21 protein-coding genes are annotated in these 19,481 nt (G+C 40.5%); 10 read left to right on the forward strand and 11 right to left on the reverse strand.

Annotation, left to right across the window (positions count from 1 at the left end):
* Nucleotides 1-53: 53 nt before the first annotated feature.
* Both ACOT8F_RS04445 and pepF read left to right on the forward strand, forming a co-directional pair.
* Complete coding sequence (locus tag ACOT8F_RS04445) at nt 54-1,265, forward strand: competence protein CoiA family protein (protein WP_421650349.1); 1,212 nt, start codon at nt 54-56, stop codon at nt 1,263-1,265.
* 111 nt (nt 1,266-1,376) lie between these two features.
* Nucleotides 1,377-3,203 (forward strand): oligoendopeptidase F, encoded by a 1,827-nt coding sequence (gene pepF / locus ACOT8F_RS04450; RefSeq protein WP_421650350.1) that lies wholly within the window; start codon nt 1,377-1,379, stop codon nt 3,201-3,203.
* A 40-nt stretch (nt 3,204-3,243) separates the two neighbouring features.
* Here pepF and ACOT8F_RS04455 read toward each other — a convergent pair whose 3' ends face one another.
* The 5 genes from ACOT8F_RS04455 to ACOT8F_RS04475 form a co-directional block, all read right to left on the reverse strand.
* On the reverse strand, nt 3,244-3,417 hold the full coding sequence (locus ACOT8F_RS04455; RefSeq protein WP_421650351.1) for a hypothetical protein: 174 nt from the start codon (nt 3,415-3,417) through the stop codon (nt 3,244-3,246).
* Nucleotides 3,418-3,729: 312 nt separating this feature from the next.
* Nucleotides 3,730-4,611 carry a ClpXP adapter SpxH family protein gene (locus tag ACOT8F_RS04460; RefSeq protein ID WP_421650489.1) on the reverse strand — a complete coding sequence of 294 codons (882 nt, stop codon included), beginning with the start codon at nt 4,609-4,611 and terminating at the stop codon, nt 3,730-3,732.
* The gene (locus tag ACOT8F_RS04465) at nt 4,611-5,021 is read right to left on the reverse strand and encodes a globin domain-containing protein (RefSeq protein ID WP_421650352.1); all 411 of its coding nucleotides are present in this window, start codon (nt 5,019-5,021) and stop codon (nt 4,611-4,613) included. The genes ACOT8F_RS04460 and ACOT8F_RS04465 overlap by 1 nt, the downstream gene beginning before the upstream one ends.
* Before the next feature lie 293 nt (nt 5,022-5,314).
* A complete protein-coding gene (locus ACOT8F_RS04470) occupies nt 5,315-5,950 on the reverse strand; it encodes a lytic transglycosylase domain-containing protein (RefSeq protein WP_421650353.1) in 636 nt (211 codons plus the stop codon).
* A 72-nt stretch (nt 5,951-6,022) separates the two neighbouring features.
* On the reverse strand, nt 6,023-6,598 hold the full coding sequence (locus tag ACOT8F_RS04475; protein ID WP_421650354.1) for a CYTH domain-containing protein: 576 nt from the start codon (nt 6,596-6,598) through the stop codon (nt 6,023-6,025).
* A 127-nt stretch (nt 6,599-6,725) separates the two neighbouring features.
* Here ACOT8F_RS04475 and ACOT8F_RS04480 point away from each other — a divergent pair, with 127 nt between their 5' ends.
* From ACOT8F_RS04480 to ACOT8F_RS04495, 4 genes are read left to right on the forward strand one after another with little or no spacing between them, the layout of a single operon-like run.
* Complete coding sequence (locus ACOT8F_RS04480; RefSeq protein WP_421650355.1) at nt 6,726-7,097, forward strand: UPF0738 family protein; 372 nt, start codon at nt 6,726-6,728, stop codon at nt 7,095-7,097.
* A gap of 43 nt (nt 7,098-7,140) precedes the next feature.
* Nucleotides 7,141-7,767, forward strand: coding sequence for a GTP diphosphokinase (yjbM, locus tag ACOT8F_RS04485; protein ID WP_421650490.1), 627 nt, complete (start codon nt 7,141-7,143; stop codon nt 7,765-7,767).
* A gap of 18 nt (nt 7,768-7,785) precedes the next feature.
* A complete protein-coding gene (locus ACOT8F_RS04490) occupies nt 7,786-8,580 on the forward strand; it encodes an NAD kinase (protein WP_421650356.1) in 795 nt (264 codons plus the stop codon).
* A gap of 20 nt (nt 8,581-8,600) precedes the next feature.
* A complete protein-coding gene (locus ACOT8F_RS04495) occupies nt 8,601-9,488 on the forward strand; it encodes an RluA family pseudouridine synthase (RefSeq protein WP_421650357.1) in 888 nt (295 codons plus the stop codon).
* Between the two features lie 573 nt (nt 9,489-10,061).
* Here ACOT8F_RS04495 and prpE read toward each other — a convergent pair.
* Nucleotides 10,062-10,799, reverse strand: coding sequence for a bis(5'-nucleosyl)-tetraphosphatase PrpE (prpE, locus tag ACOT8F_RS04500; protein ID WP_421650358.1), 738 nt, complete (start codon nt 10,797-10,799; stop codon nt 10,062-10,064).
* A gap of 399 nt (nt 10,800-11,198) precedes the next feature.
* On the opposite strand from prpE, the gene mgtE reads away from it, so the two are divergent.
* From mgtE to ACOT8F_RS04520, 4 genes are all read left to right on the forward strand, one after another.
* On the forward strand, nt 11,199-12,563 hold the full coding sequence (mgtE, locus tag ACOT8F_RS04505) for a magnesium transporter (protein ID WP_421650359.1): 1,365 nt from the start codon (nt 11,199-11,201) through the stop codon (nt 12,561-12,563).
* Nucleotides 12,564-12,589: 26 nt separating this feature from the next.
* Nucleotides 12,590-14,437 (forward strand): monovalent cation:proton antiporter family protein, encoded by a 1,848-nt coding sequence (locus ACOT8F_RS04510; protein WP_421650360.1) that lies wholly within the window; start codon nt 12,590-12,592, stop codon nt 14,435-14,437.
* A gap of 386 nt (nt 14,438-14,823) precedes the next feature.
* Nucleotides 14,824-15,600 (forward strand): enoyl-ACP reductase FabI, encoded by a 777-nt coding sequence (gene fabI, locus ACOT8F_RS04515; RefSeq protein ID WP_421650361.1) that lies wholly within the window; start codon nt 14,824-14,826, stop codon nt 15,598-15,600.
* Nucleotides 15,601-15,937: 337 nt separating this feature from the next.
* Nucleotides 15,938-16,549, forward strand: a complete 612-nt coding sequence (locus tag ACOT8F_RS04520) for a CotO family spore coat protein (RefSeq protein WP_421650362.1) — start codon at nt 15,938-15,940, stop codon at nt 16,547-16,549.
* 255 nt (nt 16,550-16,804) lie between these two features.
* Here ACOT8F_RS04520 and ACOT8F_RS04525 read toward each other — a convergent pair whose 3' ends face one another.
* The 5 genes from ACOT8F_RS04525 to ACOT8F_RS04545 all read right to left on the reverse strand — a co-directional run bounded on the left by ACOT8F_RS04525 (nt 16,805) and on the right by ACOT8F_RS04545 (nt 19,431).
* On the reverse strand, nt 16,805-17,245 hold the full coding sequence (locus ACOT8F_RS04525) for a CotY/CotZ family spore coat protein (protein WP_421650363.1): 441 nt from the start codon (nt 17,243-17,245) through the stop codon (nt 16,805-16,807).
* A gap of 259 nt (nt 17,246-17,504) precedes the next feature.
* Entirely contained in the window at nt 17,505-17,996 is a 492-nt protein-coding gene (locus ACOT8F_RS04530; protein ID WP_421650364.1) for a CotY/CotZ family spore coat protein, read from the reverse strand.
* Between the two features lie 144 nt (nt 17,997-18,140).
* Nucleotides 18,141-18,614, reverse strand: a complete 474-nt coding sequence (locus ACOT8F_RS04535) for a spore coat protein (RefSeq protein WP_421650365.1) — start codon at nt 18,612-18,614, stop codon at nt 18,141-18,143.
* A gap of 94 nt (nt 18,615-18,708) precedes the next feature.
* Nucleotides 18,709-18,993, reverse strand: coding sequence for a hypothetical protein (locus ACOT8F_RS04540; RefSeq protein WP_421650366.1), 285 nt, complete (start codon nt 18,991-18,993; stop codon nt 18,709-18,711).
* A 33-nt stretch (nt 18,994-19,026) separates the two neighbouring features.
* Nucleotides 19,027-19,431: a spore coat protein gene (locus ACOT8F_RS04545; protein ID WP_421650367.1), complete on the reverse strand. Its 405-nt coding sequence runs from the start codon at nt 19,429-19,431 to the stop codon at nt 19,027-19,029.
* Nucleotides 19,432-19,481 lie beyond the last annotated feature (50 nt).

Here is a 19,481-nt window from a genome sequence, read left to right on the forward strand (position 1 = left end):
AAAATCTGCATCTACAAAAAATTCATCCCAAAACCCTAAAAAGGAGACCAAAAATGCTAACTGCCCTTCTTAAAAATGGCCAGCCATTTGTTTTATCGGGCAATCGCCTGGCCTTTGAACATTTGTTACAGCTTCGTAAGACAGAGATGTTTTTTTGCCCTGTTTGTAAAGGTCCATTGGAACTTAAGCTTGGATCAATTAAGGTTTATCATTTTGCGCATAAAAGAGATTCTCATTGTGCTTGGCAAGGTGAGCCAGAAACAGAGAGGCATTTGAATGGAAAAAGACAGCTTTATGAATGGCTGTCAGGCCAAGACTTGAGAAATGTTCTCCTAGAGCCGTATCTGGAAGAAATAAAACAGCGGCCAGATATTTTAGCAGAAGATGAATCTCGGCGTCTGGCAATTGAATATCAATGTTCCCTTTTAAATCGGAGCATCTTCTTCAAGCGAACTCTATCTTACCTCAATGCTGAAATATATCCAATATGGATTCTAGGGTCAAACCAGTTATCGAGAAGATCAGCATCTGCTTATCGTTTTTCGCCGTTTCACTGGATGTGCACTTGTCATGATAAGGAGAGCCAGGATCCTTTTCTTTTAAGCTATGATCCAGAAAGCCAGTCTTTTCTTCGATTAACAGGCCTCATACCCTTTACTAAAACATCCGTATTTGCGAATCAGCAGTTTTTTCCTCTTTCAAAGACATCCTTTTTGGATCTATTATCACCGGTTAAACAGAAGCTCTCCGTCCCTGATGGATGGGTTCAAAAAGTAAAGCAGCACCGATTCTCTCCATATCCACATTTGTCCGCTGAATCTAAAAATCTCCGCAATCTTCTGTATGAGAGAAAGCATCTTTCACTGTCATCTCTTCCTTCTGCTGCATTCATCCCTTTATCGAAAGGATTTCTAATGGATTCACCGGTATTTATTTGGCAAACGAGAGTACTCCTATGGCTTGATAACATTCCGATTCATAAGCCATTTCACTTAAATGCGATTTGCCATCATATCCAGGAACTCATTATAAAGGGTCGGCTTTCATTGAAGGAGATAGCTCAATGGCAGACTGTGGAGTCATTTCATAAGACAATAGAAGAGTATTTAAGCTGCCTTACTTTCCTGGGAATGGTTACGAAAACAGATCATGGAACTTATATAAAAACTCAGGCGATTCACTGGAGGAACAATACCGAAAATCTTTTGAGAGAAGACAGGGTCCAGTTTGAAAAAATGAAGGGAAAGACCCTGCATATCAATTGACTTATCATTCAGTCTTCTTCAAGATAAAATCAGGGCTTTCAACCATTGTCTGAATTGATTTATACTAAGAGTGAAATGATATGTAATAAAAAGGAAAAAGGGGAGCTGAATATGTCCGAACAATCAGCAGTAAAAAAATTGCCGGCTAGAAATGAAGTGGCAGCTGAAGATACTTGGAAACTGGAAGACATATTTGAAAGTGATGAAGCTTGGAACAAAGAATTTGATGAAATAAAAAATGAACTTCCGAAAATCGCAGATTATCAAGGAAAGCTTGATGAATCTGCAGAAACTCTATTTGAGGCTTTATCATTCCAGGATTCGCTAATGGAACGATTAGGGAAGCTTTATACATATGCCCACATGCGCTACGATCAAGATACCGGCAATTCGTTCTATCAAGGTTTGAATGATCGCGCATCAAACCTTTATACACAGGCTTCTAGTGTTTCCTCCTATATGGTTCCCGAAATTCTTTCCATTGAGGAAAGCGAATTGAAAGGCTTTATTGAAGGAAATCAGGATCTTAAGCTTTACGAGCATGCTCTTGATGAAATTAACCGTGAACGTCCTCACGTTTTAACAGCAGATCAAGAAGCCATCTTAGCTCAGGCCTCTGAAGCTCTTGGTGCTTCAAGCAATACCTTTGGCATGCTGAACAATGCGGATCTTGAATTCCCGTCCATAAAAGATGAGGAAGGCAATGAAACTGAAGTAACGCATGGACGCTATATCCGTTTTTTGGAAAGTGAAGACCGCCGTGTCCGCCGTGACGCATTTAAGGCGGTTTATGAAACTTACGGGAAATTTAAAAATACATTCGCAAGCACGATCAGCGGAACTGTTAAGAAGGATAATTTCTATGCGACTGTCCGGAAATACAAATCATCCCGCGAAGCTGCGCTTAGCAATAACAATATACCAGAAGAAGTATATGATCAGCTCGTTTCAACTGTAAATGACCATCTTCACCTTCTTCAGCGCTATGTAGAGCTTCGAAAAAAAGTATTGAAGCTTGATGAAGTCCATATGTATGATTTGTATACGCCTCTAGTGAAGGAATCCAAAATGGATATTACCTATGAAGAAGCGAAAGAGCATATATTAAAAGGGCTCGAGCCTCTTGGTAAAGAATATTTAAGCATTCTAAAAGAGGGTTTTGAAAATCGCTGGGTGGATGTGCATGAGAACAAAGGAAAAAGAAGCGGGGCGTATTCTTCAGGTGCTTATGGAACAAATCCTTATATCCTGATGAACTGGCAGAATAATGTGAATGACATGTTCACGCTTGCTCATGAATTCGGGCACTCCGTGCATAGTTACTATACTCGGAAAAACCAGCCTTACCCTTATGGAGATTATTCCATTTTCGTTGCAGAGGTCGCTTCCACTACAAACGAAGCTTTGCTGAATGAATATATGCTAAAAACGATTGAGGATAAGAAAAAACGCCTGTACCTTCTGAATCATTACCTTGAAGGCTTCAGAGGCACGGTATTCAGACAAACGATGTTTGCGGAATTTGAACATCAAATTCATACAAAAGCACAGGAAGGGGAGCCTCTTACTCCTGAATTGCTGACAAAGCTTTATTATGAATTAAATAAAAAATATTTCGGCGAGCATATTACAGTTGATGAGGAAATTGGACTTGAGTGGTCAAGGATTCCTCATTTCTACTACAACTATTATGTTTACCAATATGCAACAGGCTTCTCTGCAGCAGCATCACTGAGCAAACAGATCCTTGAAGAGGGACAGCCGGCAGTAGAACGCTATATTGAGTTCCTGAAAAGCGGAAGCTCTGACTATCCGATTGAAGTTTTGAAAAAAGCTGGAGTCGATATGACATCTTCTCAGCCAATTGAAGAGGCGTGCAAGGTTTTTGAGGAAAAGCTTGGAGAACTGGAAGAACTGTTAAACTCAGTTGAACAGTAAAAGAAGAAAACAGGAGAAGCGTTCTGCGCTTTTCCAGTTTTTAAAATCCTCTGAACGTTTTTTTATGATTCATGCGAAAAACCAAAATGAAAATCGAAACAAACAATAGAGGAGCCGTCAAATAAAGAGGCATCAGATGCATTAGCCCCAGGATATTAAGGAAAAAGGCAGCGATTATAAATAAAACAGCAAGCAGGTAAGCAGCTTGTTTCATAACCATCCTCCTGTCCGGTGCTATTCTTCTTATATGAAAAGCAGGAAGAGAATATGATATGTGACAGATTTGTGAAAAAAGAACTAACCACTTGTCAAAAGTCGACATAATTTGATATAATCATGATGTGAAATTGATCACATTACAAACATTTACCCCTTTGTTTGACCGTGAAAAATTTCTCCCATCCCCTTTGTTGTCGTTAAGACATAAGAAAATCCATGCTTATCCCGGCATGGATTTTTTCGAAGTACTTATGTAAGCGCAAACATAATTTATTAAAAAAACCGGCCATAAACTATGACCGGTTTTTTAGTGTCCAGTATATTTCCAGAATGTTCCGTATTTCACCGGAACTTTTACGACTTTTTGAGCAAGGACAAACTCTTTCATTGTCTTTTCAACTTCTTTAGGCGTCATATCGTATACAAGTGCAATCTCTTGTTTCGCTACAAATTTAAAATAATATAAGAAGATATCAAGCGGCGGAAGCTCAGATGCAGGAGGTGTTTCACCCAGCATTTCAAAGAGCACCTGCTCGTACATATCGTATGGATAATAGCCAGTAACCTTTAATCCTTCATCTTCGACTCGTTCATTAAAAAAGGCGATCGTCGGGATTTCGCTGACTTCCATTTCAGAAGTGATTTTTAAATCACATTGAAGCGCCTTGGCTGCACTCGAAGAGTGAAGATCCTTCAGAAATTCATTCGCATCAAGTCCTACATCCTTTGCTATTTCAAGCAGTACAGCCTCTTCGGAAACATTTTGTTTCTCAATAAACAGAACTTCCTGAAGCTTTCTCAGAAACCGGATTCCCGCTCGTCTGCCCTGAAGCTCTGCGCTTTTGATCGCTAAAGAAGCGATATAGGGAGAGGAGATTGGGTTGTACACTTCCATATTCCCATTGCAGGACATTCCGGTTCGGCTCGTTGTGTGGTTCCAAATTTTAGCCAAATCATCAGGCTTTTTTCGGTACTTCATATTGAGTGTTGCAAGTTTTCCGCTGATAATATGACGAAGTGTAAAAAAGCGGCCATATCTCATCAGCAATTTTTTCAAAATCGGTTCAAGCGCCCAGCACTCAGCGCATAAAGGATCGACAAACAGATAAATTTCCAGCGGCTTTTTAGCATCGCCATGGCAATGGGAGAAGAAGTGGCCGGCTTTGTCATTTCCGCATTGTTTAAGCATCAACTCTTGTCCCTTTTTTGCCCAGAATCTTCATCTGGAGTATTAATCATGTGCTGTGCTGTCAGTTCAAGGCGTTCATATAAAAAATCTCTGATATCCCCGTGAAGCGCTACTTCATCCATTGCCTCTCTCATACAGGACAGCCAGGCTTCTGCTCTCTCTGAAGTCACAGGAAATGGCAAATGCCTTGCTCGAAGCATAGGATGTCCATGTTCTTCAGTGTATAATGAGGGGCCACCCAAGTATTGTGTTAGAAATTGTTTCTGCTTTCTGGCTGTTTCCGAAAGATCATCCGGAAAAATGTCAGCCAACAGAGCATGATTGTAAACTCTATTATAAAAAGCATCAACAAGCTGAGAAAGAAGCTCTTCACCAATTGCTTCATACGGAGTTGAAAATGATTCTGCCATGTTGATAACTCCTTTATGTTCGTTTAGACCCATTTTAACAACCGTTTCACATAATCTCAAACAAATCGCACTGCGAACCTTGTTTAACAAAGGCTCATTTCTTGAATTTTTGTTGCTTTTTCATACATTTCATTGACTTTAGAGCAAGAAACCATCTGCGTATTGTAAGAAAAGATGGCACGAAGCTAATCTTTATGAATGGTATAAACCCATATGATTAGCAATGAAATGATCATCTTTGTGAAACGGCCATAACAAATGAAAAGCCAGCCCAATTGATGGACTGGCTATTATTATGCGTAATAATAAGATGAAACTTTCTGCACATAATCTTTTGTTTCCTTAAACGGAGGAATACCGCCATGCTTGTCAACATTTCCGGGTCCAGCATTGTATGCTGCAAGTGCCAATGAAATGTCGCCATTGTATTTTGTCAGCATTTGCTTCAAATACTTTGTGCCGCCTTCAATATTCTGAGCCGGGTCCATGGCATTTTCAACCCCAAGGCCTCTTGCTGTTGCAGGCATCAGCTGCATAAGTCCAATGGCACCAGCACCGCTTGTTGCATTTGGATTAAAATTTGATTCCTGTTTTACAACCGCTCTAATCAGTTTCTCATCTACTCCATGCTTTTCTGAGGCCTGTTTGATGATATCAGCGATATTTGAAGGTGTTTTAGACAATGATTGAAGTACTGGGTTCTTCGTTAAGACAGGCGGCTGCAAAGGCATTGGAGCAGAATCCGGCGGCATTAGCTGATCAGATGAGCTTGCTTCATCGTCCTGTGATAGCAGGCTTGCAAATGACTCGAGAATTTGGCTGAAGAATGGATCAGCTGACGATTTGGCTTCAGTTTGTCCGGAAGAAGGAGCCTGCAGATTTTGAATCGCCTGAAGTTGAAGCAACGTCTGGTATTGTCTGATATCCATGGTACTCTCCTTTATACGCTGCGTGATGGGTATTTCTTTTCATAAGACTGCTTACCGAAAGGCTGGTGCTATTTAGGAATAGAGCCTTTCATAAAAACGTCTGACTTTATTTTTTGTTTCCCTTATTGGTATATGAAAACGTTCGAGCAGCTTTTCAAAAATAATTTTTCCTGTTGCCTCATCTGTAACTTCATATTCTAATTCGTAGTCCTCTACTTCTAAATATCGGCTATGATCCAGAACAATTAAGCCATTTTGAAAATTTTTTTCTGCTCGGATCGTGGTGAGCGAGCCGAAGTATTCCAGTTTTTCAAGTGAGATAGAACGTCCTATTAATTGTTCTTTTACAGGACCTTCTGGTATTAAACCGTTCTCTTTTAACTGATTTGCTTCCTGAATCGTAAGAAGCTGTTCTGTTTCAAGAAGCCCAATTTCTGCTGGTTCTTTTAAAGTGAGAATCCGTGTTTCTCCTTTTTCCCGAATGCGTAAAGCTGCATGTTTTTCTTTTATTGCAAAATCAGGAGTATCAAAGTAATGATTGATCTGTTCCTTAAAGTCGTTCTCTTCAAATTGAAAATGATTTTTTAATGTAAGAAATTCATTTTCTTTAAGCATATTTTTAAATTCAATCTCGATTTGCTGTGCCATTTGTCATTCCTCCGTGGAAAAAAACTACCTTCATTATCCCCTGACTGTTCATTCATATCAATGTTTATGATGTGAACGGCCATTGTGGTAAAATGAAATTGGATAACTTTGCTGAGAGGAGATACATATGAAGAAAATACTTGTAACTGAAGCGAAAATAAAAGATGGCAAAGTCATCTTTCATACTCAAGCCTATGAAGGAAATGCAAGCGAGCTGACTCCTAAAGGACAAATATTGGCGGATTCCGACCAATTATCCTTAGTATACATACTTGAAAACACCGAAGATTTTATCTATTTAAGCATGCCTCACAGTGTCTGGGATACGCTCCATGAGGCTCGCAAACAGGAAGTGGATGCAGCTGCTGTCATTAACGGTACAGAAATTACTTTGCCTCACTTCTACGAGGAGCTGAATGCATTGCTTGTAAATATAAAGGATAACGCAAACTATGGGGAAGATATGGAAAGGCAAGTTTCAGAGTCTTTTGCACTGTAGATAGCTTGGGTGTTTCTTTCATGTCTTTGGCAGGGGGATTATGATGAACTATAAAGATTGGAAGCTGCTTCTTGGACCTTATCATCAGGCAGTTGAAGAGTTGAAGGTGAAACTTAAAGGGATTCGGACAGAATATGAACGAGAAAACGTTCATTCGCCGATTGAATTTGTAACAGGAAGAGTCAAACCGATTCCAAGCATCTTGGACAAAGCAAAAAGAAAAAATATACCGTTTGATAAACTTGAAGAAGAGATGCAAGATATTGCAGGCCTTAGAATGATGTGCCAGTTTACGGATGAAATTCCGTCAGTAGTCGAGATGCTTCGTAAACGGAAGGATTTTGAGGTCGTGGAAGAGCGCGATTACATTTCTCACAAAAAAGAAAGCGGATACCGCTCCTATCATGTTGTAGCAAAATACCCCGTACAGACTGCAAAGGGCGAAAAGAAAATCCTTGTAGAAATTCAAATCCGGACGCTCGCTATGAACTTTTGGGCAACGATTGAGCACTCATTAAATTATAAGTACGGCGGCATTTTCCCTGAGGATATTCAGCTCCGTCTGCTTCGGGCAGCTGAGGCTGCATACCGGCTGGATGAAGAAATGTCATTGATTAGAGGGGAAATACAAGAAGCACAGGTCATTTTTTCACGAAAAGATTCTGATTGACAAAGGGGCCCATAAAAAATGAAATTTGCCATAAAGTCAAAAGGGGACACTGCATCCAACACGATCTCCCAAAAGATAAGATCTTATTTAATGGATTTTAAATGTGAATATGATGAAGATCAGCCTGATGTTGTTATTTCAGTTGGAGGGGATGGAACGCTTCTTTATGCTTTTCATCGCTACCGCAGCAGGCTTGATAAAACGGCATTCGTTGGTGTTCATACTGGACATTTGGGATTTTATGCAGATTGGGTTCCGGATGAAATAGAGAAGCTTGTAATCGCCATAGCCAAAACACCATTTCAAGTTGTGGAATATCCCATCCTGGAAGTCATTGTACGGCATAATGACGGCGGCAAAGAAGCACGGTATTTAGCATTAAACGAATGTACCGTAAAAGCGGTTGAAAATTCTCTTGTGATGGATGTCGAAATCAAAGGTCAGCTCTTTGAAACGTTCAGAGGTGACGGTCTTTGCCTTTCCACTCCAACCGGAAGCACAGCTTATAACAAGGCACTTGGGGGAGCAATTCTGCATCCATCCTTGCGTGCAATCCAGCTTGCAGAAATGGCATCGATCAATAACAGGGTTTTCCGCACAATCGGTTCCCCGCTGATACTGCCGGAACATCATACTTGCAACTTAAGGCCTGTAAATGACGCTGATTTTCAAATTACCATTGATCATTTGACCCTTCTTCATAAAGACGTCAAATCGATTCAGTGCCGGGTAGCAAAAGAAAATGTTCGATTTGCCAGATTCCGTCCGTTTCCATTCTGGAAAAGGGTGCAGGAATCATTCATTGGAAAATAACAGCGAGAGGGCCTTAAGCTTTGAAACAGTTTAAACTGCAATGGAAAATTCCGGGTGAGGAAGAAGGAAGACTGATCAGGGATTTTCTAAAAGAAAAGCAAATATCAAAAAGAGCTCTTACAGACATAAAGTTTGCTGGCGGGGACATTCTTCTTAATGACAAGCATGCAACGGTCAGGCAGGTATTAAAAGAAGGGGATATGCTTACCGTCCTTTTTCCTGAAGAGGCACCAAGCGAATCGATGAAAGCGGAGGATGTGCCGCTTGAAATCATATACGAAGACGAGCACTGTATTGTTTTAAACAAGCAGCCGGGCATTCCGTCTATTCCATCTAGGGAACATCCAGGTGGAACATTGGCGAACGGACTCCTTCATTATTTTCAGTGCACAGGGGTATCCTCCACTATTCACATTGTCAACAGGCTTGACAGGGATACATCCGGTCTAATGCTTGCTGCAAAACACCGGTTCAGCCACTCGCTCTTTTCTGCACTTCAAAAGCAACGGAAAATCAGCCGTACATATGAAGCTGTAGCAGAAGGCATCATAGAAGAAGAAAACAGAACGATTGATGCACCGATTGGAAGAAAAGGAGACAGTATAATTGCACGTGAAGTCCGCCCGGATGGACAGCAAGCCATCACTCATTTTGATAAAATTCAATCTTACGGGAATAAAACCCGCGTACGGCTTCAGCTCGAAACAGGCAGGACTCATCAAATCAGGGTACATATGCAATACATCGGTCACCCTTTGTGCGGGGATACCCTTTACGGGGGAAGCCTTGCAGAAATTAAACGGCACGCCCTTCACAGCAGTATACTGACATTCTGGCATCCTTTTTACGAAAAGAAACTGTTCTTTACTAGCGGACTGCCGGAGGATATGAAAGCTTTATTAAAATGAAAAGCAGTGATGCAGCTTGTTCTTAGTCTGGGACCGGCTTGTTAGATTGCAGGTTTGGCATGTTCAAGTCCGAGGGTTTGGACAGTTTGGCTTAAGAGCCTGCCAGTAAGCAGAAGGCTTGTTAGACTGATATCCCGGACAGTTAGGGTAAAAGGCTGGCCAGTAAAAATAGGCTTAGCTTGTTAGAAAGGCAATTTGGCTATTGGAAGTCCTAGTTCGGACAGTTAAAACGGCATATTCGCCAGTTAGAGAGCGGTTTCGGCTTGTTAAAACTCAAATTTGGACAGTAAGCCTCTTAGCCCCCTCGTTTTAAGCTTGAAAATTGAATGATAGAACCTTAAGATCTATTTTTCGCAGCGTCCCCTTTTAGCGAACTCCAGCAACATGCTATTTCAGCCATTTTTTACAGAAGGCTTTTTCGCATAGATTGTTGCTATTCGTAAAAGTTCTCATCACGCATTTTGAATAGCTTCGGTGCATCTTTTCTTAACGTTTTTGTCAATCAAGGGTCGTTCAGGAGAAATTTAGAGTGAGGAGCAACAAAGTTTAAGAAAAGAGCCTTACAGAAAATCTCTATTCAAATTCCTTGAAACGCGAGGAATCAAAGGGCATAGACGATGGAACACTGACTGTTTCCATTTCAGGATAGCGGAAGGCGGTTAGCTTGCCGCCGAAAACAGCTCCTGTATCAATGTTAATTGTATGATGAATGATTCGGGGTTCCTTCACAGGTGTATGGCCGTATACAATCCACGCTTCCCCTTTATAATGCTTCGCCCAATCCCTTCGTTCCGGCCGTCCGTCATCCAAGGTATTTCCTGTTATATCTCCATATAAAACGAATTCTTTCACTTTTTTCGAATCTTTACCTATGTCGCTTTCTTTTATGCCGGCATGAGCAACGATAACTCTCCCCTCATCAAGGACATGATATAGAGGAGCTTGATCAACTAGTTTCATGAATTTCTCTCTGATGGTTGTCTGTTCGTCTGATGAGAGGGACTCGTATTCGGCTGCAGTTGTTTCAAGGCCATGAGTTACGTGAACTTTGTTCCCCCTAAAATAGCGATAAAGTTTATCACAATGGTTTCCAGGAGAATAGATTCCTCTTTTCTTCTGAACGAGTTTGGCTACAGTTTCAATAACCTTTAATGATTGGGGACCCCTGTCAGTAAGGTCTCCGACAAAGGACAGTACTCGACCTTCAGGGTGCAGCGGAATTCCGGTTTCCCAGGAATAACCGAGCTTTTTGGTTAACTGTGAAAATTCTTCGAAGCATCCATGTATATCACCGATAATATCTGCTTTCATTCTTTCTCATCCTTTTTTTTTATTTCATTACCCTTTTTAAGATAATTTCCCATTTCTTAACCTAAACTATAACCATAGGATCCGGCTCTTCAGCCTAAAAAAGGTAATTTTGGGTATTAAAAAGTTATCAGTGGAACTAACTCTTTAATTAAGGTATTCTAGGCACTGTGTATTTTACCTGTTTGTTCTCTTTTTGCTTTTAGAAATGCTGTTTTCGCAAATTGTTGCTATTCGTATGAGTATTGAAAACGCATGAAGATTAGCTCGGTGCATCTTTTCTTAAAATTTCCATCTTACTGGCAGATATATTCAAGTTACAGAGATTGGAAAACAACAAAGTTTAAGATAAGAACCCTTAGAAAAGAGGCATAAATAGTCCTTTATGAAAGGCGGCTTACGATGAGGGAATATCAACAGGCTGTAGAGTATGAAGAAGAGCTGCTTTTTGAATTTTTAAAAGCTGAAGATATTGATTCCTTCAGGAAGGTTTTTACAAATCTTTACCCTTTCGATCAGGCAAAGTGGTTTATCAAGCTTGAGAAGGAAGATAGATTGAGGCTGTATGAATATCTTTCACCAGAAGAAATGGCAGCTGTTTTTGAAAATATAGAAGAAGACAGTGAAGATTATAAAGAGTTTCTTTCCGAAATGGATCAGGTTTACGCAGCTCAAATGCTTGAGCAAATGTACGCAGATGATGCTGTTGACGTTTTAAATGAGCTCGATCAGCAAGAAGCACAAGGCTACTTGAACTTAATGGAGGATCAAGCGGCTAAAGAGATTCGAAACCTGCTGAATTACGAAGCATATACGGCAGGGAGCATTATGACGACTGAGCTTGTAGCTGTTTATCCTCACCAGACAGTGAAAAAGGTTCTTCAGCTGCTGAAAAAAGAGGCGCCGAATGCTGAGACGATTTATTACACGTACGTGGTAGACGAACAAAGAAGGCTTGCTGGCGTCATTACCTTAAGAGATCTGATTGTCAGCGATGACCACGATTTGATTGCAGAGGTTATGAACAAAAGGGTTTATTCTGTTACTGTTGATGAGGATCAGGAAGAAGTGGCAAGAAAAATGAAAAACTATAATTTTATGGCTGTTCCTGTTATTGACCATGATGATCATCTGGTAGGGATTATAACGATCGATGACATTGTGGATGTAATTCATGAAGAAGCTACAGATGACTATTCAAAGTTTGCAGCCGTTTCTGACGAAGAATGGACTGAATCAGGCTTTTTCTCTTCCGCGAGAAGGCGTCTTCCCTGGCTTTTTGTTCTTCTCTTGCTTGGGATGGCAACAGCAGCAATGGTCAGTTTGTTTGAACAGTCGCTAAAGCAAATAACCCTATTGTTTATATTTGTCCCGCTTGTTGCCGGTATGGCAGGGAATTCAGGGATACAGTCGCTTGCAGTAGCTGTACGAAAAATTGCAGCAGGCAAAGAAGAAGACGCCATTCTGAAAAATGTAATGAAAGAAGCGGGAACTGCTGTTTTTACCGGAACGGCTACTGGCCTTATTGCCTGTCTGATCATTTTTATATGGAAAGGAAGCTTTATACTGGGGATCCTTGTTGGTCTCTCGATTCTTTTAGCGCTTCTTGTTTCCACTATTTCCGGGGCGCTAATTCCTTCTGTAATGAATCGGCTGAAGCTTGACCCGGCTTTCGCTTCAGGCCCTTTTATTACGGCATTGAATGATTTTATCAGCATTTTGATTTATCTGGCTTTGGCCGTATTATTTACAGGTAAGCTGCTTTAAGGCGTTATGCAAAAGGAGGTATAAAAATGGAACATCAAGCATCTGTTGCCTCACTCGTCATTGTCATTGTTGTCGCCTTTTTAACCCCCATTTTTATGCATCGTTTCAGGCTGAATTTCATGCCAATCGTGGTTGCGGAAATTCTTATGGGATTGGTAATAGGAAAAAGCGGATTTAATTTGGTTCATGAAGATACGTGGCTGACCACTTTATCAACACTTGGCTTTATTTTTCTTATGTTTTTAAGCGGTCTGGAAATTGATTTTAGCGCTTTTTCCAGCGGAAAGAAGAAAGAAATTCTGCCATCAGGCAAGGAAGCGCCATCCACATTTGCTGTTTCCCTTACAATTTTTGCAGGGATTTTTGTTCTATCACTAGCGCTTTCCTATATATTTGTTCTAACAGGCTTTATTAAAAATGCCTTTCTGATGACGCTTATTATTTCGACGATTTCTCTTGGAGTGGTTGTGCCGACTTTGAAAGAAGCCAATATCATGAAAACCAATATCGGCCAGATTATCCTGCTTTCAGCTGTTATTGCAGATCTCGTTACCATGATTTTGCTCGCTGTTTTTGCAAGCATCTATGGGGACAATAACAGTAATATTTGGCTGCTGCTTGTATTGTTTGCTGCAGGTGTTGCTCTGTACTTTATCGGCAGAATTTTTCAAAGCAGGCCGTTTGTTGATACGATGTCAAAAGGGACCGTCCAACTTGGCACAAGAGCTGTGTTTACTTTGATTATGCTTCTTGTGGCAGTATCTGAGACAATCGGGGCAGAAAGTATTCTTGGCGCCTTTTTAGCAGGGGTGCTCGTTTCTCTGCTATCTCCGAATAAAGAACTTGTGCAAAAGCTTGATTCCTTTGGCTATGGATTTCTTATTCCGATCTTTTTCGTCATGGTAGGGGTAAAGCTTGAGATTTGGGAACTGTTTAAGGAACCGAAAATTTTACTATTAATTCCGCTGCTATTAGTGGCATTATTTCTGTCGAAAATTATTCCTGTTTACTTGCTGAACAGATGGTATGATAAGAGGACAACATTGGCAGCCGGATTCTTGCTTACGTCTACTTTGTCACTTGTTATTGCTGCTGCAACAATTGGTGAAAAAGCAAAGGCTATTGACTCCAATATGTCAGGGGCTCTCGTTCTTGTAGCTGTTTTATCAAGTATTATTGCACCGATTGGTTTTAAGAAGCTTTTCCCTTCGCATAAAATACAATCAGTTAAGCAAAGCGTAGCTTTTATTGGGGCCAATCAGATGACGCTTCCGGTCACAAGGGAGCTTGAAAACAGTTTATACGAAGCAACGGTTTATCATACTCAGCAGGATAAAATTGAGAAACAAATCGCAGAATCCCTTTTTCAAATCGAAGAATTGGAAGATTATTCGATTGAGAATTTAAAAGAGAACGGGGTTTTTGAAGCGGATATTCTTGTTGTCGCGACAGGTGATGAAGAAAAGAATACAGCTATTGCCCTGAATGCGAAAAAAGCTGGCATTTCAAGAGTTATTGCTTTAATCACATCTCCTGAGCTGGAAGAAAAGGCAAAGGGAGCAGGAGTCGAAATTTTTTCCGTCTTTTTATCTACAAAAACCTTGCTTCGGGTTTTGATTGAGTCACCGAACGCGATGAATATCCTGTCAAATCATGATTCAGCTCTGTATGAAATCGAGATGAGAAAGTCAAGATATCATAATATGATGCTCCGTTACTTTCCATTTACAGGAGATGTAGTGTTTGTCCGCATTTTCAGAGGGAAAGATTCGATCATACCGCATGGCGATACCGAGCTAAAGCTGGGTGACCGCCTGCTCGTTTCAGGCTCGAGGGAATATGTGAATGAGCTGAAAAGGGAATTGCAGTGGTAAAGGATACTGGCTCTTTTCTTAAATGTTAGCTCTGTTAAAGCTGAAGGTTGATTTTGTCACCATTTTGATTGGAGCGGAAGGATCGAGACGCCTGCTTGCTGCAATCAACAGCCAAAGTTAACAGAGCCTAAATATTATAAAGCAGAAACTAAGTTTAAGAAAGACTGTTTTTAGCAAATATTGTTGCTATTCGTATGCGCTTAGAGCACGGACAAAGATTAGCTTCGCGGGAACTTTTCTTAAAATTCGCAGATGTATTCTTGCTCTTAATTCACTTATGCAGATAAAAAAATTCAAAGTTAAGAAAAGAGCCTTATTTACTGCTGATCATGTTATAATTATAACCAGGTACTAATAACTTGTATTAAACATAGGAGGCTTTTAAAATGAAATTTTCACTTGAGGGCCGTAATATCATTGTTATGGGTGTTGCGAACAAGAGAAGTATAGCTTGGGGAATTGCTCGTTCTTTGCATGATGCGGGCGCTAAACTTATTTTTACATACGCGGGGGAGAGACTAGAGAAGTCAGTCCGAGAATTGGCTGACTCACTTGACCGCAAGGATTCCATTATTCTTCCATGCGACATCACAAATGATGAAGAAATCAGTAAATGCTTCATTGATATTAAAAATCAAGTGGGCGTTGTTCATGGTTTGGCACATTGCATCGCATTTGCCAATAAAGAAGACCTTGCCGGCGAGTTTGTTGATACGTCAAGAGAAGGCTTCCTGCTTTCCCATAACATCAGCTCTTTTTCCTTAACAGCAGTGGCGAAAGCTGTTCGTCCTTTAATGACAGAAGGAGGAAGCATCGTTACCCTTACTTACCTTGGCGGTGAACGTGTCGTTTCAAATTACAATGTAATGGGCGTTGCGAAAGCATCCCTTGATGCGAGCGTGAAATATCTTGCTGCAGATCTTGGAAAAGAAGGCATTCGTGTCAACTCTATTTCTGCAGGACCGATTCGCACCCTTTCCGCGAAGGGAATTAGCGATTTCAACTCTATTCTAAAAGAAATTGAGGAACGTGCTCCTCTTCGCCGTACGACAACTCCTGAAGAAGTTGGGGATACTGCCCTATTCTTATTCAGTGATTTATCCCGCGGCATGACAGGTGAAAACCTTCATGTTGATTCCGGCTTCCACATTATCGGGCGCTGACCATTTGCTAAATAGCCTCATGCCTGCATTGGCATGGGGCTTTTTATTGCAGAAACTTTGCCCCATTCCTGCAAAGCGCTTGTTTAGGCTAAAACAGACTCTTTCCTATTGGCTGTTTTCGCAAAGATTGTTGTTAATCGCAAAAAGATTAGCTTCGGGGCATCTTTTCTTAAAATTCGCAATGTGTATGATAGCTCTAAATTCACTTAAATCAATCAAAAAACAACAAAGTTTATGAAAAGAGCCATAAGAAAAGAGCCTTCCGATTTCTTATTGGTCATGTTCAGGCTGTTTCGGGCATAAAATGGTTCGGAGAAAAGGCTACGGGGGTGGAAGCATGATAAAGTCAACTAAAGGGTATGAGGGTAAGCCTCTTATGTATATCGTTCAGCCAGAAAATGTTCAAGTAAAAGCAGAGATGCAGACACTTGTGATTAAAAAATCCGCAAAGTACAAAGCCGCAGAAAAAACTCCGGAAATTAAAGCTGCAGCTGAAAGGGAACTGGAAAGTAAGCCTTCTGAAGCCGCTGAAAAGCTTCCTGAAGCTGCTGCAGAAGCTGAAACACCGATTGTAACGGAAGCTGCATATCAGATCACAGAATCCGCTGAACCGGTGAAAAAGGGGATAGAGCAAGCTTATAACAAAGCAGACGGTGTGCTTAAGGCTGAATTAGTTGAAGAGGCCTTAGAAGAACAAGAGCAAATGGTGGAAAGAAGACCCCGAAAACCGGTCAGCCAGATGAATATCGCTGAAAAAGTGGAATTTGTCACAAACCTCCCTGTCAATATTCCAAGAACACTCTGCCATGTGGAATTTTCAGACGGGGCACGGAGAGGTATTATTCTCTCAGAAGAAGACGGCATTGTAACAATCCAGGCTACAACCAGCTCACAGCCGATTAAAGTCAGGATGGAAGAAATTAAGGCCATCCATCTTCTTGGATTTTAATTAGGCACTTTTTTGACGACTTTCCTGCTTTTTTATTCATTCAGCATGATTAAATTAAGGCTGTTTTCGCAAAGCTTGTTGCTATTCGTATAGTCTTGGAACACGAATAAAGATTAGCTTATTGGCATCTTTTCTTAAAATTCGCAACTGTAATTCTTGCTCTATATTCACTTAAATGGTTGAAAAAACAACAAAGTGTAAGAAAAGAGCCTAAATTAAAAAAAATGGTTCCTGACTTCCAGGAACCATTTTGCATTAATGTGTTCTGTTGATTAAGCGAGGATTCAAGCATTGGATAGCACTGAAGCAGTTCAGGTCAGCTTCAATGCAGAAATCTGATTTTTCAAGGCGGAATACCTGGCAGGCATCATCTTCGCTAAAATCAAGTACATGACGGTGTTCGTCAAATGCAATCAGCAAGCGAAGGGTTGCGCAGCAGCCTCTAATTTTTTCAACACGAAAGAAAATTGTAGTAAAACAATCGCCGGCTTGAAGGCCTCCTACGTTTCCGAAAGCTTTGAAGGGTTTTCCTTTTTGAGTAAAAAGAATGAACGGAATGGTATCACCCAATGTATTTGAAGGAGAAAGCAGGTTTGAAAAACAGCTAGTCGGGCAATTTTCTTCTACAGCATTTTGAAGATCATTAATGTTTTCCACTGCTTCGCATACGCAAGTAAAATGTGTTTTTGAGCTCATTTATTTCCCTCCCATTTAAGTAATTTATCCCTAATAGAATAGGCAGGTACAAGATTAAAGGTGCTAGGAAGAATGCCTATCTTATAAAAAAGACTTTTTTCATATGGTCTTTGGACAAATAAAGAATAAAGAGCATAGCATCAATTTATTAATTTAAAGAATTTACTTCATATATATGAAAGGCATTGCATGAATGTTTAAGAAAAAAGCCACATGAAAAGAGAAAAAAAGACTACCGGTGCCGGCAGTCTGTTTTTTTTTAACCATGATGATGATGTTTTTTCATTTGCGGTGAAACCCGGTTCACCAACTCGGGTGACAAACATTGGATCGCACAGAAGCAGTTAAGGTCTACTTCGATGCAGAAGTCTGTTTTTTCGAGTCCGAAGAAATCAGGGTCACAAGGATCGCAAACGCTGATTGTTTCTCCTTCAACGTTAACCGGTCTTAAAAGGGATAGTGTTGCACAGCATCCTTTTAAGTTTTCCACGCGGAAAAAAATGGTTTGGAAGCAGTTCATGTCATCTGTAAATCCGCCTACATTACCGAAAGCGCTGAACAAATTTCCTTTTTTGTCAAACAGCAAGAAAGGAATTGTATCTCTTCCTGGTGCGCTAGCCGGGCTAAGCAGATTGCTGAAACAGCTGGTAGGGCATGATTCCTCAACAGCATCCTGTTCAGCTTTAATATTTTCAACGGCTTCGCAAACGCAGTTTTCAAAACGTTCATGAGATTTGTGTCCGCAGCTCATGCTTTTCAACTCCTCAACTATAGATAATTGACCTTGGTCTTTAACAACATATGTGTTTATGCCTTGATTGGTGTGGGTCAACGTCACGGTTATGTATGGGCAAAAAAGAAAAAGCAGGGTAAATTCCCTGCTTCTTCGGAGTTCTTACAAAATGCCAACTGAGACAACAAGCGCCAAAAGGATTTGAAGCAAAGCTTGAAGGGAAAGGGCAACTTCTGTGTCTGTTGTGATTACTTCGACATTGCGTGAATTTTCGATAACCAATTTTTGGTTTTGCGATTGTCTGATTGAAGCTCTTTGAAGAAGCTCCTGTGTTACAGTTTCAGCACGCTGAGCGTCAGCAATTGTCAAGTTGATAACAAGGGCAATTCCCACTTGAAGAGCAGCCTGCAAAGATGTAGCTACTTGAGTTTCAGTTGTAGATACTAAGATGTCGCAAGAATCTCTGATGATGATGACTTCGTTAGAAGATTGATCTGTGGTAGACACTTGGTCTGCTTCCTGCTCAACTCCTCTATTGAATTCGTTGCACCATTTGTTTGGGGAATATTCTGCACTTTCAGTCGGATGACATGAACCTTTATCAAGAGCTACCCAAGAATAGGATCTAGTTTCCATTTATTTATTTCCTCCTTTCAATTTACTACATTAAATGATGGTCTGCCGTCTTTGGTATGAGACAAACAACTAAATTTGAAAACCCATTTTTAGTTTATTTGTCATCCTTCTTGTCCTGAAGCATTTCTCTTAAGGTTTTGTTCTTAGGGGCTTCGGACACTTCCTTCGTATCTTCAGTCACTTTTTTGGTTGGGCTGGCCAGAAAACTTTCCACTTTTGTTTGAAGATCCAAAACAACACTTTTCAGCTTTTCCTTCTGTTCATCAGAAAGCTTGCGGCGGGATTCTCCGTCAACATTGTTCTTAGATAATACATCAGAGACGAAAAGCTGCATAAGAGTTGAAGAAATCTCAGTCAGTTTATCCTTGTTCTCAGACATGTTAATTCACTCCTTTTTATAAGTTTAAAAGGGTCAAAGGATTCCAATTTGAACTAGAAGTGCCAGCAAGATTTGAATCAGCAGCTGCAGAGACAAGGCAGCATCTGTATCTAATGTTTGAACCGTTACGTTGTTAGAGTTGATAATAATCAGTTTCTGATGCTGAATTTGCTTAGTAAACGTATTTTGCAGCAGCTGTTCTGTAACCTTTTCAGCTTTTATACTATCTGCGATAGAAAGATTGATTGAAAGTGTTATAGCAACTTGTATGGCTGCCTGGAGAGATACTGCCACTTCATTATTTGTGGTGATAACGGTTATATTGCTGGAATCCTTTATATGAATATATTCTTCAGAGACCTGGATGGTTTCTTCAGCCTGTACAGCTGTTTCAGCTATCTGATCCTCATCTTCATGTGCTGACCTATTAGTAGGCAAATGATTCACTCCTTTCCCTTATATAGTTATTTAATGCAGGGACAGTGCAT

The organism is Chryseobacillus diguaensis (assembly GCF_049220665.1).
Taxonomy (GTDB): Bacteria; Bacillota; Bacilli; order Bacillales; family Bacillaceae; genus Metabacillus_B.